The following is a 15,632-nucleotide window of genomic DNA, read 5'->3' as shown; positions in this document are numbered from 1 at the left end:
GGCAACCTCATGCGCGCGGCGACTCGCGGCCGGGCCAGTAGGCCGCAGCGGCGCCCCCCGATGCAAGCGTGGCGGAACGGAACCGCGCTCAGTTGGACGACGTACGGATCGGTTCGGCCCGCCGGGGCTGCGTCGAGTCCAGCGCCCGCAGGCCCGTCAGTTCGCCGCTGAAGGCGTCGACGACGACGCGCAGGCGCTGCCCCTGGGGAGCGGAGACGTCGGCGAGGAAGAGTCCGCCGCGGCGCTGCACCCGCTCGATGTCGCGGTAGCCGAGGTGCCTCAGCACGGCCTCGACTCCCGCCGCGTCGAGCGTCGGCCGTTCGTCGGCCGTCACCGTTCCGGCGGGCATGCCGGCAGCCATGAGAGAGGCGGCGAGGAGGGCCACCGCCCGCCGCGAGATCGTGCGCTTACGCATGGTCGACTCCGGGGCCCACCCGCCCCACGGTGGCAACCATGCGACGGCGTGCCTGAACGAAGCCGGTCCCGATCGTTCAGGCGGCGTTCATCCGGCCCCTCTTGCGCTGCAGATGGGGCACACCCACATCGGGGTCAGCGCAGGCCATGATGGCTGCGCTCCGGAACGGTCCGGCCTCGAGAGGCGGACCGCCCCGCATGTCGCTCAACATGGAGGATATGCCATGCGTCAGTACGATCTGTCCCCCCTCTACCGCTCCACCATCGGCTTCGACCGCCTGTTCTCGATGCTCGACCAGGCCACCGGCGCCGACAGCGGCAGCGCCTACCCGCCCTACAACATCGAGCGCACCGGCGAGAATGCGTACCGCATCTCCGTCGCCGTGGCCGGCTTCACCGACAAGGACATCGCCATCGAGGTGAAGGAGACCGTGCTCTCCGTCCGCGGAGAGCGTCAGGCGACCGGCACCGATCGCGCCAGCGAGATGCTTTACCAGGGCATCGCGGCCCGCTCCTTCGAGCGCCGCTTCCAGCTCGCCGATCACGTCCAGGTGACGGGCGCCAGCCTCGAGAACGGGCTCCTGCACATCGACCTCGTGCGCGAGATTCCCGAGGCGAAGAAGCCCCGCCTGATCCCGATCAGCGGCGGCAGCACCCGGACGGTGATCGATCAGAAGCCGGTCGAAGCCCCGCGCGCCGCCTGAACGGCCCGCACTCTCCGATGAACGAAGGGCGCCCCTGCGGGCGCCCTTTTTTGTTGCTCGCTCAGCGATCCCGCTCTCATTCGAGCGGGGCCGGAGGCACGATCGTCACGGGGCCCGACGGCTTCACCGTCTCGTCGAGTGGGGCCACCGGAACGGTGGCGAGGGGGTTCTTCTGGCCTGTCTTCGGATCGACCAGCGGCTCGGGTATGCGCGGCGGCGCCTGCACAGGCCGCGTCTGCGCCGTCGCGGGCCGTTGTGGCGCAGCGCCGGCGGCCGGCGGAGCACCTGTCGGCGCGGGCGTGACGGTGCGCGGCGTCTCGGGCTGCAGGGCCGGCGGCCGGGCGAGCTCCGGCTTGGGCTGCGGCGTCCGCTGCGGGGCCGCCTGCGGCTCAGCCCGGTCGGGTGACGCTGCGGGAGCGCCTGGCGCAGGGCTTGGCGTCGCAGCGGGCGCCCGCGGCGGCGCGGGCTCGGCCTCCGGCCCCTTCGGCTTGGCCGCGACGGGAGGCTCGGGCAGCGGGCGCTGCTCGACCGGCCCGACCCGCGGCACGGTCACGGAGGGCCCCTCCTGAACCGGAGGCGCCACCGGCGCCGTCCTCTCGGCCGGCTCCCGCCGGGCCTCGCGCGGCGCGGGCGCCCGATCCCGGCCTGGGCCGGGTTGCGGCACCAGCCCGGGAGGAACCGCCGGGTCGCGCTCCCACCGGCGCTCCCCCAGGACCACACGCTCGAGGATTTCAGCCGTGTCGGGCGCGATCACGTAGCGGACGCGGTAGCCGCGGCGGTCGATGACCTCGGCGTCGAACACGTCCCCGGCCGGCCGCACCATGAGGACCTGTGCCGCTCCGTGGCGGCGGTAGAGGATCTCGGCGATCTGGCGGCTGGAGTAGCTGCGATAGGTGCCCGGCGGGAGCCGCTCCTCGACGGCCGGCCCCGGCGGCCCCCAGCCCCAGAACGCCATCGGCTGCGCCTGTGCCGACCCGGCCGGGAGGATGAGCGCGGCGCTTGAAAGCAGGAGGGCAGCGGACAGGGCGAGGACGGGACGCTGGCAGGCGGACATGGCGGCTCCGGTGGCTCGGGACGGACTGACATCCCTGACAACGGATTAAACGACGATTGGGGCGCGTCTGGGACCGTCGATTCCGCGGGGTGTCATCCCCGCGCGGCGGCGATGAGGCCCTCAATGTGATCCGGGCGCGTGGCCCAGGACGTGACGAAGCGCACGAACCGGTCGTTCCCCACGGAGAAGCCCTCGGGAAGGCTCAGGCTGGACCAGTCGGCCCCCTTGAAGCCCGCGGCACGGATGCGTGCGTCCACGGCCGGGGGCATGACCGCGAACACCTCGTTCGCCTGCGTGGGCCACGGCATTCGCACGCCCGGGATGCCGCTCAGCCCGCCTGCGAGGACGGAGGCCATGAGATTGGCGTGCCGCGCGTTCGAGATCCAGTGATCGTCCGAGAGGTAGGCGACGAGCTGTGCGCCCAGGAGCCGCCCCTTCGAAAGGGTGTGGCCGCTGCGCTTGCGGCGGAAGACGAAGCTGTCGGCGAGGGCCTTGTCGAAGAACACGACGGCCTCGCAGGCAAGGCAGCCGTTCTTCGTCGCGCCGAAGGTCACCACGTCGACCCCGGCCTTCCACGTCATCTCGGCGGCCGTACAGCCGAGCGCGACCATGGCATTGGCGAACCGGGCCCCGTCGAGATGGACCCGTACGCCCGCCTTGCGGGCGGCCTCGCTGAGGGCGCGGATCTCGGCGAGCGAATAGAGCGTCCCCGCTTCCGTCACCTGCGAGATCGACAGCGCCGAGGGCTGGACGGCCTTCACCAGCCCCCGCGGAAAGCGGTCGAGCGTCGCCTGCAGGTCGGCCAGTGCCATCTTGCCGCCGGGCCCGGGGATGCCGACCAGCTTCGCGCCGGCCGTGAACATCTCGGGAGCACCGCATTCGTCGTCGAGCACGTGGCTCTCGGCGTGGCAGAAGACCGCGCCCCACGGCGGCGTCAGCGCGGAAAGCGCCAGCGCATTCGCACCCGTCCCGGTGGCGATGAGAAACACCGAGACCTCGTGTTCGAACACCTCCGCCAGCATCCGTTCCGCCCGCTGGCTGTAGGTGTCGGCGCCGTAGGCGGTCTCCGCCCCGTCGTTGGCGGCCAACAGGGCCTCGAGCACGGGGCGGCTCGCCCCCACGACGTTGTCGCTGGCAAAGTTCATGACGTCCGGTCCATCGTTGCAGCGCGCCCGCGGCGCAGGTCGGGAGTTGCACACGCCGTCGCGAAAGACAACGGTCCTCGGCATGGCCCGACGGCCACAGCGGCGACCGGTAATGACCCGCGGGCGGCTCCGTTCTTGCCGTCCGTTACCCTCGGAGGACCCCTCGCGAAAGAATCTTGCGGGAGCGGCCTGTCCCCTGCCACAATCCGCTTGTGCGCGGGAAAATCGTGTGGCAAGGTCCGCGGCGAATAGGACAGTCTTGCTGTCCCATTCCATCGGGGCGTGGCCCCGCCAGAGACGGGTTCCGACTGTGCGCACGAACGGCACGAACAGCATGACGGTGGGACGCGACCTGACGGCCGCGACCGCCGGCAAACGTGCCACGCGCAAAGATCGAGCCTGACGGGCACCGGTCCTCCCGGTACGCCCGCGGGGTGCGGGCGCAAGACGGGGCGCGACCGAGCTACACCCTGACACCACGAAAGCCCCCAGCCCGGCGCGGTCCTTGCTAGGACGCGGCGAGGCGCACGGTCATCGGCCGTGTCGATCCTGGGTTGAGGACGTGGCGAGGGTCACCATGAGCGAGCGGACGGAACAGGGCTTTTCCGAAGTGGGGTCGCACGCGGCCGGAACGGCCGGCATGCCCGCGCCGCTGGTGGTGCGCGATCCCGGGCTGCCCGACGCCGTCGGGCTCTACGACCCCGCCCTGGAGAAGGACTCCTGCGGTGTCGGCTTCGTCGCCGACATGAAGAACCGGGCATCGCACGAGATCGTGGCGATGGGCCTGCAGATCCTGCTCAACCTCGACCACCGCGGGGCCGTCGGCGCCGATCCCAAGGCGGGCGACGGCTGCGGCATGCTGGTGCAGATGCCGGACGCGTTCCTGCGTGCGGAATGCGCGGCGCTCGGCATCGCGCTGCCGCCGCTCGGCGACTACGGCGCCGGCCTCATCTTCCTGCCGCGCGACGCTGAGGGGCGTGCGTTCTGCGAGAGCACCATCGAGCGCGTGATCGCCGAGGAGGGCCAGACCTTCCTCGGCTGGCGCGACGTCCCGGTCGACAGCTCGGGCCTCGGCGAGAGCGTGAAGCCGACCGAGCCCGTCATCCGTCAGCTGTTCGTCGGCCGCAAGAGCGCCGCGGCGGGGGACGAATTCGAGCGCCGGCTGTTCATCCTGCGCAAGGTCATCTCCAACACCATCTATGACGCGAACGATCCGCGCACCGCCGGCTACTACCCGGTGTCGCTGTCCTCGCGCACGCTCGTCTACAAGGGAATGCTGCTCGCCGGTCAGCTCGGCGAGTACTTCCACGACCTCAACGACCCGCGGTTCTCGTCGGCGCTGGCGCTCGTCCACCAGCGTTTCTCGACCAACACCTTCCCGACCTGGTCGCTGGCGCACCCCTACCGGATGGTGGCGCACAACGGCGAGATCAACACGCTGCGCGGCAACGTCAACTGGATGGCGGCCCGTCAGGCGTCCGTCGACAGCGAGCTCTTCGGCCCCGACATCTCCAAGTTGTGGCCGATCTCGTACGAGGGCCAGTCCGACACGGCCTGCTTCGACAACGCGCTCGAGTTCCTCGTGCAGGGCGGCTACTCGCTTGCCCACGCGATGATGATGCTCATCCCCGAGGCCTGGGCGGGTAACCCACTCATGGACGAGGGCCGGCGCGCCTTCTACGAGTACCACGCCGCGCTGATGGAGCCCTGGGACGGCCCGGCCGCCGTGGCCTTCACCGACGGCCGCCAGATCGGCGCCACGCTCGACCGCAACGGCCTGCGGCCGGCGCGCTACCTCGTGACCGACGACGGGCTCGTCGTGATGGCCTCCGAGATGGGCGTGCTGCCGATCCCGGAGGAGAAGATCGTCACGAAGTGGCGCCTGCAGCCGGGCAAGATGCTGCTCGTCGACCTCGAACAGGGCCGCATCATCTCCGATGATGAGATCAAGGCGTCGCTCTCGACCTCCCACCCGTACAAGGCGTGGCTCGAGCGCAGCCAGATCGTGCTGGAGGACCTGAAGCCGGTCGAGCCGCGCGCCGTGCGCACCGACGTGTCGCTGCTCGATCGCCAGCAGGCCTTCGGCTACACGCAGGAAGACCTTCAGCTCCTGCTCGCGCCGATGGCGGTGACGGGCCAGGAGGCGGTCGGCTCGATGGGCACGGACACGCCGATCTCGGCGCTCTCCGACAAGTCGAAGCTGCTCTACACCTACTTCAAGCAGAACTTCGCCCAAGTGACGAACCCGCCGATCGACCCGATCCGCGAGGAACTCGTCATGAGCCTGGTGTCGTTCATCGGGCCGCGGCCGAACATCTTCGACCTGGAGGGGTCCTCGCGCCGCAAGCGGCTCGAGGTGCGCCAGCCGATCCTGACCAACGGCGACCTCGAGAAGATCCGCTGCATCGGCCACTTCGAGGACGCCTTCGACACCAAGACGCTCGACATGACCTACCCCACCGAGCAGGGCCCTGAGGGGATGGAGTCGGCGCTCGAGCGGCTGTGCGACCGGGCCGAGGCGGCGGTGAAGGGCGGCTACAACATCATCATCCTGTCCGACCGGATGGTGGGGTCCGACCGCATCCCGATCCCCTCGCTGCTGGCCACCGCGGCCGTGCACCATCACCTCATCCGCAAGGGCCTGCGCACCTCCGTCGGCCTCGTCGTGGAGACCGGTGACGCGCGGGAAGTGCATCACTTCTGCTGCCTCGCCGGCTATGGCGCGGAGGCGATCAACCCCTATCTCGCCTTCGAGACGCTTCAGGCGATGGCCAAGGACTTCCCCGAGGAGGTCGACAGCTACGAAGTGGTGAAGCGGTTCATCAAGTCGATCGACAAGGGCATCCTCAAGGTGATGTCCAAGATGGGCATCTCCACCTACCAGTCCTATTGCGGCGCGCAGATCTTCGACGCGGTCGGCCTGTCCAAGTCGTTCGTCGACCGCTTCTTCGCCGGAACCGCCTCGCGCATCGGCGGCATCGGCCTTCCCGAGGTCGCCCGGGAGACGGTCCGCCGTCATGCGGATGCCTTTGGCGACTCGCCCGTCTACCGCAACGCGCTCGAGGTCGGCGGCGAGTACGCCTACCGCATTCGCGGCGAGGCGCACTCCTGGACGCCGCAGTCGGTGTCGCTGCTGCAGCACGCGGTCCGCGGCAACAGCCAGGACCGCTACCGGGAGTTCGCGAAGCTGCTGAACGAGCAGTCGGAGCAACTGCTGACGATCCGCGGCCTGTTCCGCATCCGCAAGGCCGAGGAGGACGGGCGCAAGCCCGTTCCGCTCGACGAGGTGGAGCCGGCGAGCGCCATCGTGAAGCGCTTCGCGACGGGCGCCATGTCCTACGGCTCGATCTCGCGCGAGGCGCACACCACGCTGGCGATCGCCATGAACCGCATCGGCGGCCGGTCGAACACCGGCGAGGGCGGCGAAGAGGCCGACCGCTACAAGCCGCTGCCCAACGGCGACAGCATGCGCTCGGCCATCAAGCAGGTGGCCTCGGGCCGCTTCGGCGTGACGACGGAGTACCTCGTCAACTCCGACATGATGCAGATCAAGATGGCGCAGGGCGCCAAGCCCGGCGAAGGCGGCCAGCTGCCCGGCCACAAGGTCGACGCGGTGATCGCCAAGGTGCGCCACTCGACCCAGGGCGTCGGCCTCATCTCGCCGCCGCCGCACCACGACATCTACTCGATCGAGGACCTCGCCCAGCTCATCTACGACCTCAAGAACGTCAACCCGCAGGCGCTCGTCTCGGTGAAGCTCGTCTCCGAGGTCGGCGTCGGCACGGTCGCGGCCGGCGTGTCGAAGGGCCGGGCGGACCACGTGACGATCTCGGGCTTCGAGGGCGGCACGGGCGCGAGCCCGCTCACCTCGATCAAGCACGCCGGCTCGCCGTGGGAGATCGGCCTCGCCGAGACGCACCAGACGCTGGTCATGAACCGCCTGCGCTCGCGCATCGCGGTGCAGGTCGACGGCGGGCTGCGCACCGGTCGCGACGTGGTCGTCGGCGCGCTGCTCGGCGCGGACGAGTTCGGCTTCGCCACCGCGCCGCTGATCGCGGCCGGCTGCATCATGATGCGCAAGTGCCACCTGAACACCTGCCCGGTGGGCGTCGCGACGCAGGATCCCGTCCTGCGCAAGCGCTTCGTCGGCCAGCCCGAGCACGTCATAAACTACTTCTTCTTCATCGCGGAAGAGGTGCGCGAGTACATGGCCGAGCTCGGCTTCCGGACCTTCGACGAGATGGTCGGGCAGATGCAGATGCTCGACCGCGCGGCGGTGATCGACCACTGGAAGGCCAAGGGGCTCGACTTCAGCCGGCTGTTCCACAAGCCGGAGGTGCCCGCCTCCGTCGGCCTGTTCCACAGCGAGACGCAGGACCACGGCCTCGACAAGGTTCTCGACCGCACCCTCATCGCCCGCGCCGAGGCGGCGATCGCCCACGGCACGCCCGTGTCGATCGAGACGACCATCAACAACACCAATCGCACGACGGGCGCCATGCTCTCGGGCGAGGTGGCGAAGCGCTACGGCCACAAGGGCCTGCCGGATGACACCATCCACGTGAAGCTCACCGGCACCGCCGGCCAGAGCTTCGGCGCGTGGCTGGCCCGTGGCGTGACGCTGGAGCTCGAGGGCCAGGCCAACGACTACGTCGGCAAGGGCCTGTCGGGCGGTCGCATCGCGATCTATCCGCCGCGGAGCGCGACGAAGATCGTCCCGCACGAGTCGATCATCGTCGGCAACACGGTGATGTACGGCGCCATCGCGGGCGAGTGCTACTTCCGCGGCGTCGCCGGCGAGCGCTTCGCCGTGCGCAACTCCGGCGCCATCGCGGTCGTCGAGGGCACCGGCGACCACGGCTGCGAGTACATGACCGGCGGCGTCGTGGTGGTCATCGGCAAGACCGGCCGCAACTTCGCGGCCGGCATGTCGGGCGGCATCGCCTACGTCCTCGACGAGGACGGCGACTTCGCCCAGCGCTGCAACCTGTCCATGGTGGAGCTGGAGCCCGTCGAGGAGGAAGAGGAGCTCAACGAGCGGCTGCACCATCAGGGCGGGGACCTACACCACAAGGGCCGGGTGGACGTGATGGCCGACATGACGCGCCACGACGCCGAGCGTCTGCGCCAGCTCGTCGCCAACCACGCCCGCTACACCGGCTCGACCCGCGCCAAGGAGATCCTGGACCGGTGGGACCACTACCTGCCGAAGTTCCGCAAGGTCATGCCGGTGGAGTACCGCCGCGCCCTGGCTGAGCTGATGGCGCAGGACACCGCGCCGCAGATGGCGTCCGCGGGGCACTGAGATGCGCATCTACGGCGATCTCGACTCGGGCAACTGCCTGAAGGTCAAGTACACGGCCGACCACCTGGGCCTGCCCTACGAGTGGGTGCCGGTGGACATCATGGCTGGCCAGAGCCGCACGCCGGAGTTCCTGGCCAGGAGCGTCATGGGACAGGTGCCCGTGGTGGAGTTCGATGACGGGCGGTGCCTCGCCCAGTCGAACGCCATCATCCGGTTCCTCGCCCGCGGCTCCGACCTGCTGCCGGACGATCCGTTCCAGCAGGCCGAGGTCGACCAGTGGCTCTTCTGGGAGCAGAACGGGCACGAGTTCTTCGTGGCCGGCGCACGCTTCCAGATGGTCTACCTCAAGCGCACCCGCGAGCAGCGCGAGCCCCTGCGGGTGGAGCGCGGCGAACAGGCGCTCGACCTGATGGAACGTGCCCTCGCGGGCCGCGACTTTCTGGTCGGCAACCGGCTCACGGTCGCCGACATCGCATTGCTGGCCTACACGCGGCTCGCCCCCGAGGGCGGCTTCGATCTCACCCCCCGCATCTCGGTCCGCTCCTGGATCGGGCGCTGCGAGCAGGCCCTCGGCCTGACCATCCACTGACAACGAACGGGCAGCCACCATGGGCAAGGTTACGGGCTTCCTCGAGATCGACCGCCGCGACCGGCGCTACGCTCCCGCGGCCGATCGCATCCGGCACTACAAGGAGTTCCTGATCCCTCTCTCCGAGGAGGCGACCCGGGACCAGGCGGCGCGCTGCATGAACTGCGGCATCCCGTACTGTCACAACGGCTGTCCGGTGAACAACCAGATCCCGGACTGGAACGACCTCGTCTACCGGGGCGACTGGCAGGAGGCGTCGCGCAACCTGCACTCGACGAACAACTTCCCCGAGTTCACCGGCCGCGTCTGCCCGGCGCCCTGCGAGGCGTCCTGCACGCTCAACCTCACCGACCAGCCGGTCACCATCAAGACGATCGAATGCGCGATCGTCGACCGCGCCTGGGAGGAAGGCTGGATCAAGCCGGAAGTTCCGGCGCAGCGCACCGGCAAGAAGGTCGCGGTGATCGGCTCCGGACCGGCCGGTCTTGCCTGCGCCCAGCAGCTCGCCCGCGCCGGGCACGAGGTGCACGTCTACGAGAAGCACGCGCGCGCCGGCGGCCTGCTGCGCTACGGCATCCCCGACTTCAAGCTGGAGAAGCGCCACATCGACCGGCGCATCGCCCAGATGGAGGCGGAGGGCGTCACCTTCCACTACGGGGCCCACGTCGGGTTCAACGTCAGCGCCGAGGAACTGCTCGCCACCCATGACGCCGTGGCACTCGCCGGCGGCGCCGAGAAGCCCCGCGACCTCTCCATCCCGGGCCGCGACCTCGCCGGCGTGCACTTCGCCATGGAATTCCTGCCGCAGCAGAACCGCCGCGTCGGTCGCGAGCAGCTCGGCACGAACGAGCCGATCCTCGCGACCGGCAAGCATGTCGTCGTCATCGGCGGCGGCGACACCGGATCGGACTGCATCGGCACCTCGGTTCGCCAGGGTGCGCTCTCCGTGACCCAGCTCGAGATCATGCCGAAGCCGCCGGAGAAGGAGAACAAGCTCCTGACCTGGCCGAACTGGCCGCTGAAGATGCGCACCTCCTCCTCGCACGAGGAAGGCGCGGAGCGCGACTTCTCGGTGAACTCGGTCTCCTTCGAGGGCGAGAACGGCCAGGTGAAGGCGCTGCGCTGCGTGCGCGTCGACGCGGGCTTCAAGCCGGTGCCCGGCACCGAGTTCGACCTGAAGGCCGACCTCGTGCTGCTCGCCATGGGCTTCGTCTCGCCGGTGCCGGAAGGCCTCCTGCAGTCCCTCGGCGTGACGCTCGACGGGCGCGGCAACGTGGCGGCGGACACGCTCTCCTACAAGTCCACGAAGGAGAAGGTCTTCGCCTGCGGTGACATGCGCCGCGGCCAGTCGCTGGTGGTGTGGGCGATCCGCGAGGGCCGTCAGGCCGCGCACTCGATCGACACCTTCCTGATGGGCTCGACGACGCTGCCGCGCTGATCCTCAGGGGGCGCGGGCGCCGGGCCAGCGGAAGTCGTCCGCGCGGCCCGGCTTGGAATCGGGGCTACGCCCCTCGACGAGCACCTGCTCGATGAGGCGGCCCGCATCGGTGGACCCGCGCTGCACGGCACCGGCCAGAAGCGCCCCCCCGGTCGTCGCTTCTGGCGCGTTGAGCGGCAGGATCGGCCCGGCGATGGCCTTGGTCGGGATGTTGACCGGCAGCGGCGGAAGACCCTCCAGTCCTCGCCGGACCGCGTCGTCGATCACCCGCTCGATCCCGCCGGGCTGCAGCGCCGGGTCGCTGGAAGCAGGATCGTTGGGATCCGACGGCATGGCGAAGACCGGCGTCGGGTCGGCGCGGTTCAGCATGCGCTTCAGCTCGATCTCGACGAAGTGAGCCGCCTTGCGGGCGCCCGCCTTCGTCAGGTGGATCCCGTCATTGGCCCGGAGCCGGGCCGTCTCCCCGGTCAGGGCCGGGCCGGTGGCCGAGAAGCGGTTCTGCGGGTCCGTGAAGGCTTCCCAGATGTCGACATACGCCCCCCGTCCGCCCCGCACGAGACGGGCCCGCACGATCTCGTTGAGGGCGAGCATGTCGGCCGAGGTTCGCGCGTTCTGCATCGGCGGCATGCCGACCCAGATCAGCGGCACGTTGCGCTCTGCAGCGATAGCGGCCAGTTCGTCCACCCGAGCCGCATAGGCCTCGCGCCAGGCATCGGTGAACGGCTCCAGCGTGGCCCCGGTGGCATCGCGCAGCGTCTGGCGGTCGTTGGACCCCATCATCACGACGAGATGCGTCACCTTCGCGTCCGAGGCGAGAAGCTCGCGGGTCGCCTTGCGCCAGTCATAGAAGTCGTCGCGCACGAGCCCCGTCGAGCTGCGCCCGCGCCGTTGCACCTGCACGTCGGGGTTGTTTTCGAACGCTTCGGTCAGGCCGCCTGCGAGGTTCTCTGCGAGGCTGTCGCCGATGACGGCGACGAACACCGTGGGATCGGCCTTGGGCACGCTGGGCTGGTCGGTCAGCACCATCGGCGCGGGCGGCTTCTTGCGCGGCGGCGCCGGAGCCGGCGGCGGAGGCTGGGGTCGCTGCGGCGGCGAAAACAGGCGGAGAAGGTCGGAGATCGGGTTGCGGAACCCCTGCGAAGGCGGCGGCTGCTGGGCCGCGGCCATCGACGCCGTCGCGACCGCAAGGACCACGGCAAGGAGGACGACAGACGCGGCGCGGTGCAGCGTGGCTCGCATGGAGGAACCGTGAACCCCGAATCCGGCAACCCTTGGGCGCCGGACCGAGGCTTAGCACGTCAACGGACGGCGCGCAGCGCTTCCAGAAGGGCCAGCGTCGGGTAGCCGTCGGGGATGAGGCCCCGCTTCTCCTGGAAGCCGCGGACAGCCTCGCGCGTCTTCGAGCCCAGCCGGCCGTCCGGCTCGCCGACGTCGAATCCGAGCCGGTTGAGGTGACGCTGCACCTCGAACCGCTGGTTGCGGTCCAGTTGCTTCTCGCCCACCGGCCAGCGCGCCACGAGCGGCTCTCCGCCCATCACCCGGTCGCCGAGGTGGCCGACGCCGATGGCGTAGGCGTCGGAGGAGTTGTAGCGCTTGATCACTGCGAAGTTGGACGTGATGAGCAGCACGGGGCCCTTCACGCCCGCCGGGAGGAACAGGGTGGCCTCGCCCGAGCGGGGCATTGCCTCGCCGTCCGTGCGCCGGACCCCGGCGCGCTGCCAGGCCGAGAAAGAGCCCGACTGCAGGCGCCAGTCGAACCCTTCGGGCAGTTGCACCTCGAAGCCCCACGGCAGACCGGGCGTCCAGCCGTTCTGCCGCAGGTAGTTCGCCGTGGAGGCGATGGCGTCCGGGTTGGACGTCCAGATGTTCTTGTGGCCGTCGCCGTCCGCGTCGACGGCGAACTTCATGAAGCTCGTCGGCATGAACTGCGTCTGGCCCATGGCGCCGGCCCAGGAGCCCTTCATGTCCTCGCGGTCGACGTGGCCCTGTTCGAGGATCACCAGCGCCGTCAGCAGTTCCTCGCGGAAGAAGTCGCCGCGATAGCCCTCGTGCGCCAGCGTCGCCAGCGAGCGGATGACGTCCTTGCCGCCGGTGAAGGAGCCGTAGTGGGTCTCCATGCCCCAGATGCCGAGGATGACGCTGCGGTCCACGCCGTAGCGGCTTTCGGCCGCGGCAAGCGCGCTCGCCCATTGGCGGGCCGCCTCCTGCCCACGCTCGACACGCGCCGCGGTGACGGCGCCGGCGACGTACTCCCAGATCGGCTTCACGAACTCGGACTGCCGGTGCGTCAGCTCGACGATCTTCGGGTCCGGCGTCACGCCGGCGAAGGCCGACTCGAACGTGGCGCGGGACACGCCACGCCGCTGCGCGTCGGGCCAGAGAGCCGTGACGAAGCCCTGGAAGCTTTCCGAACCCGCTACGGTGGAGGGACGCGCCATCGCCTTCTCCGGCTTGCCGAGAGACGCCGTCGTCGCCGGGGAGCCATCAGCGGCACGCGCCGGGGACGTAGCCGGCTTCGCGGCAGCGGCCTTGGGTGCGGGTGCAGCCGGCTTCGCTCCGGCAGGAACTGCCTTGCCGGGTGTCGTCTTCTGAGCGGCGGGTTGCGGCTTGGCCGTTGCCTTCGTGGCCGCCGGCTTCACAGGGGCGGTGGTCTTGCCGGAGGCTGCGGTCTTGCTCGCGGCCTTGGCCTGCGGCGGAGGCGGCGTGTTGGCGCTCGCCGAGCCGGCGGCCAGCGCGAGACCTGCCGCAAGGGCGAGGACGCGGGACAGGCCTGACCCGCCCACCGACGCGACGCGAATGCGGCCGTGCTTCATGCGCCATCCCCGTGTGCCGGGGCTCTCGGGCCCCGGTCGCAACGATTATAGCATACGTGGTTGACCGGTCCTTAACCGTCTTCCCGCCGCCGGGCCTATCGCGCGTTGGGCGACATCAGGTGCCGCTCCCATGCCAGCGCGTGGGAGACGATCGTCTCCAGATCGTCGAGCTCGGGCTGCCAGCCGAGCTCCCGGCGGATGCGCTCGCCCGTGGCCACGATGGAGGGCGGATCGCCCGGCCGTCGGCCGACGATCCTGACATCGAAATCCACGCCGGATACGGCCTTCACCGTCCGCACCACCTCGAGCACCGAGTATCCGCGGCCATACCCGCAGTTGAGCGTCAGCGAGCCGCCGCCCTGCCGGAGGTGGTCGAGCGCCATCACGTGCGCCCGGGCCAGGTCGCTGACATGGATGTAGTCGCGCACGCAGGATCCGTCGGGCGTCGGGAAGTCCGTGCCGAACACCTCCAGCATCGGCCGCTGGCCAAGCGCCGTCTGGCAGGCGACCTTGATGAGGTGCGTCGCCCGCGGCGTGGACTGGCCCGTCCGGCCCCGCGGATCGGCGCCTGCCACGTTGAAGTAGCGGAGGGCCACGTAGCTCAGCGGATGTGCATGGGCGGTGTCCTGCAGCATCCACTCCGTCATCAGCTTGGAGCGGCCATACGGGGAGACGGGCCCCGTGGGCGTCTCCTCGGCGACCTTCTCCAGCGACGCATCGCCGTAGACGGCGGCGGTGGACGAGAAGATGACGTGCTTCACCCCGCCCTTCACCGCCGCGGCGAGAAGCGCCCGCGATTTCACGGTGTTGTTGAGATAGTAGCCGAGCGGATCGGCGACCGACTCGGGGACCACGATCTTCGCGGCGAAGTGGATGATGGCGTCGACATCGTTCTCGGCGATGGTGCGCAGGACGAGGTCCTCGTCACCCATGTCGCCGCGGACGAGCGGCACGGTCGTCGGCACGGAGCCGGCAACGCCCGTCGACAGGTCGTCGAGGACGACGACCTTCTCCCCTCGGTCCGAAAGCGCCAGAACCGTATGCGACCCGATGTATCCCGCGCCGCCCGTGACGAGTACCGCCATGTCAGTGCCATCTCCTGTTCTCGCGCGGACGATGGCGCGGAACCTCATACCTTTTCCTGAATTTTAGGCAACGCCGGTTGATGTTTTCCTGAGCGTCGCAAAAAGGCCCATCTCGCGCCGCCACTCTCCCGGCCGGCGGCAACGCCGTTCGCCCTTCACCCGTTCCGCAACTCGGACCCCTTCACCCCACGATGACCCAGCGCATCCGCAAAGCCGTCTTCCCCGTCGCCGGACTGGGAACCCGCTTTCTCCCGGCCACCAAGGCCATCCCGAAAGAGATGCTGACGGTCGTCGACCGCCCCGTGATCCAGCACGTGGTCGACGAGGCCCGCGCGGCGGGGATCGAGCACTTCATCTTCGTCACGGGCCGCGGCAAGGCGGTGATCGAGGATCACTTCGATATCAACTTCGAACTCGACCGGACGCTGGCCGAGCGTGGCAAGACCCGCGAGCTGGACGCCCTGAAGAAGGACCTGCCAGCTGCCGGCGCGACGAGCTTCACCCGCCAGCAGGCGCCGCTCGGCCTCGGCCACGCCGTCTGGTGTGCGCGCGACATCGTCGGCGACGAGCCCTTCGCCGTCCTCCTGCCCGACATGCTTCACCTCGGCAAGGAGCCCTGCCTTGCGGGGATGATCCGCGGCCACGAAGCCCATGGCGGCAACATCATCGGGGTCTTCGAGGTGCCAGACAGCGAGACGCACCAGTACGGCATCGTCGGCGTCCGCGAGGAGAAAGGCGCACAGGCGATCACCGAGATGGTCGAGAAGCCGCCGAAGGGGACCGCCCCGTCGAACCTCGCCGTCTCCGGCCGCTACATCCTGAGCCCCGAGATCTTCCGCATCCTCGAGACGCAGGAGCGCGGCGCGGGCGGAGAAATCCAGCTGACGGACGCCATGATCACGTTGGCGAAGTCGCAGCCGTTCTACGCCCACACCTTTGCCGGGGAGATCTACGACACCGGCTCCAAGCTCGGCTTCCTCATGGCCAACATGGCCTATGCGCTGGCCCGCGACGACGTAGGCCCGGCCTTCCGCCTCGAACTGGACAAGATGCTCGGCCGCTGACCGCGGCGACGGGCGCATCGA

General features: G+C 69.8%; 11 protein-coding genes. 5 read left to right on the top strand and 6 right to left on the bottom strand.

Annotated elements, in window-relative coordinates:
• Positions 1-88: 88 nt before the first annotated feature.
• The gene (locus ACX9GQ_RS00710) at positions 89-415 is read right to left on the bottom strand and encodes a hypothetical protein (protein WP_459627605.1); all 327 of its coding nucleotides are present in this window, start codon (positions 413-415) and stop codon (positions 89-91) included.
• Positions 416-638: 223 nt separating this feature from the next.
• Here ACX9GQ_RS00710 and ACX9GQ_RS00705 point away from each other — a divergent pair, with 223 nt between their 5' ends.
• Positions 639-1,118: an Hsp20 family protein gene (locus ACX9GQ_RS00705; RefSeq protein WP_459627604.1), complete on the top strand. Its 480-nt coding sequence runs from the start codon at positions 639-641 to the stop codon at positions 1,116-1,118.
• Positions 1,119-1,194: 76 nt separating this feature from the next.
• Here the strand turns inward: ACX9GQ_RS00705 and ACX9GQ_RS00700 are convergent, their stop codons facing one another.
• Positions 1,195-2,172 carry a hypothetical protein gene (locus ACX9GQ_RS00700; RefSeq protein ID WP_459627603.1) on the bottom strand — a complete coding sequence of 326 codons (978 nt, stop codon included), beginning with the start codon at positions 2,170-2,172 and terminating at the stop codon, positions 1,195-1,197.
• Between the two features lie 92 nt (positions 2,173-2,264).
• Positions 2,265-3,317, bottom strand: a complete 1,053-nt coding sequence (locus ACX9GQ_RS00695) for a threonine aldolase family protein (protein WP_459627602.1) — start codon at positions 3,315-3,317, stop codon at positions 2,265-2,267.
• A gap of 640 nt (positions 3,318-3,957) precedes the next feature.
• Between ACX9GQ_RS00695 and gltB the strand changes: the two genes are divergently transcribed.
• From gltB to ACX9GQ_RS00680, 3 genes are read left to right on the top strand one after another with little or no spacing between them, the layout of a single operon-like run.
• The gene (gene gltB / locus ACX9GQ_RS00690) at positions 3,958-8,622 is read left to right on the top strand and encodes a glutamate synthase large subunit (RefSeq protein ID WP_459627992.1); all 4,665 of its coding nucleotides are present in this window, start codon (positions 3,958-3,960) and stop codon (positions 8,620-8,622) included.
• 1 nt (position 8,623) lies between these two features.
• The gene (locus ACX9GQ_RS00685; RefSeq protein ID WP_459627601.1) at positions 8,624-9,211 is read left to right on the top strand and encodes a glutathione S-transferase family protein; all 588 of its coding nucleotides are present in this window, start codon (positions 8,624-8,626) and stop codon (positions 9,209-9,211) included.
• Between the two features lie 19 nt (positions 9,212-9,230).
• Positions 9,231-10,649: a glutamate synthase subunit beta gene (locus ACX9GQ_RS00680; protein ID WP_459627600.1), complete on the top strand. Its 1,419-nt coding sequence runs from the start codon at positions 9,231-9,233 to the stop codon at positions 10,647-10,649.
• Between the two features lie 3 nt (positions 10,650-10,652).
• Here ACX9GQ_RS00680 and ACX9GQ_RS00675 read toward each other — a convergent pair whose 3' ends face one another.
• The 3 genes from ACX9GQ_RS00675 to galE all read right to left on the bottom strand — a co-directional run bounded on the left by ACX9GQ_RS00675 (position 10,653) and on the right by galE (position 14,547).
• Positions 10,653-11,888: an SGNH/GDSL hydrolase family protein gene (locus tag ACX9GQ_RS00675; protein WP_459627599.1), complete on the bottom strand. Its 1,236-nt coding sequence runs from the start codon at positions 11,886-11,888 to the stop codon at positions 10,653-10,655.
• Between the two features lie 59 nt (positions 11,889-11,947).
• Positions 11,948-13,462: a lytic murein transglycosylase gene (locus ACX9GQ_RS00670; RefSeq protein ID WP_459627598.1), complete on the bottom strand. Its 1,515-nt coding sequence runs from the start codon at positions 13,460-13,462 to the stop codon at positions 11,948-11,950.
• Between the two features lie 95 nt (positions 13,463-13,557).
• Positions 13,558-14,547, bottom strand: coding sequence for a UDP-glucose 4-epimerase GalE (gene galE, locus ACX9GQ_RS00665; protein ID WP_459627597.1), 990 nt, complete (start codon positions 14,545-14,547; stop codon positions 13,558-13,560).
• A 191-nt stretch (positions 14,548-14,738) separates the two neighbouring features.
• Between galE and galU the strand changes: the two genes are divergently transcribed.
• Entirely contained in the window at positions 14,739-15,611 is an 873-nt protein-coding gene (gene galU / locus ACX9GQ_RS00660; protein ID WP_459627596.1) for a UTP--glucose-1-phosphate uridylyltransferase GalU, read from the top strand.
• Positions 15,612-15,632 lie beyond the last annotated feature (21 nt).

It is taken from the genome of Alsobacter sp. R-9, assembly GCF_054612375.1.
This window is presented reverse-complemented; position numbering and strand designations above follow the sequence as displayed.

Excerpts from the sequence above, each read along its gene's own strand:
- galU (WP_459627596.1), top strand. The coding sequence starts at position 14,739 with ATGACCCAGCGCATCCGCAAAGCCGTCTTCCCCGTCGCCGGACTGGGA.
- ACX9GQ_RS00675 (WP_459627599.1), bottom strand. The coding sequence starts at position 11,888 with ATGCGAGCCACGCTGCACCGCGCCGCGTCTGTCGTCCTCCTTGCCGTG.
- ACX9GQ_RS00700 (WP_459627603.1), bottom strand. The coding sequence starts at position 2,172 with ATGTCCGCCTGCCAGCGTCCCGTCCTCGCCCTGTCCGCTGCCCTCCTG.
- gltB (WP_459627992.1), top strand. The coding sequence starts at position 3,958 with ATGCCCGCGCCGCTGGTGGTGCGCGATCCCGGGCTGCCCGACGCCGTC.
- ACX9GQ_RS00685 (WP_459627601.1), top strand. The coding sequence starts at position 8,624 with ATGCGCATCTACGGCGATCTCGACTCGGGCAACTGCCTGAAGGTCAAG.
- ACX9GQ_RS00670 (WP_459627598.1), bottom strand. The coding sequence starts at position 13,462 with ATGAAGCACGGCCGCATTCGCGTCGCGTCGGTGGGCGGGTCAGGCCTG.
- galE (WP_459627597.1), bottom strand. The coding sequence starts at position 14,547 with ATGGCGGTACTCGTCACGGGCGGCGCGGGATACATCGGGTCGCATACG.
- ACX9GQ_RS00705 (WP_459627604.1), top strand. The coding sequence starts at position 639 with ATGCGTCAGTACGATCTGTCCCCCCTCTACCGCTCCACCATCGGCTTC.
- ACX9GQ_RS00710 (WP_459627605.1), bottom strand. The coding sequence starts at position 415 with ATGCGTAAGCGCACGATCTCGCGGCGGGCGGTGGCCCTCCTCGCCGCC.
- ACX9GQ_RS00695 (WP_459627602.1), bottom strand. The coding sequence starts at position 3,317 with ATGAACTTTGCCAGCGACAACGTCGTGGGGGCGAGCCGCCCCGTGCTC.
- ACX9GQ_RS00680 (WP_459627600.1), top strand. The coding sequence starts at position 9,231 with ATGGGCAAGGTTACGGGCTTCCTCGAGATCGACCGCCGCGACCGGCGC.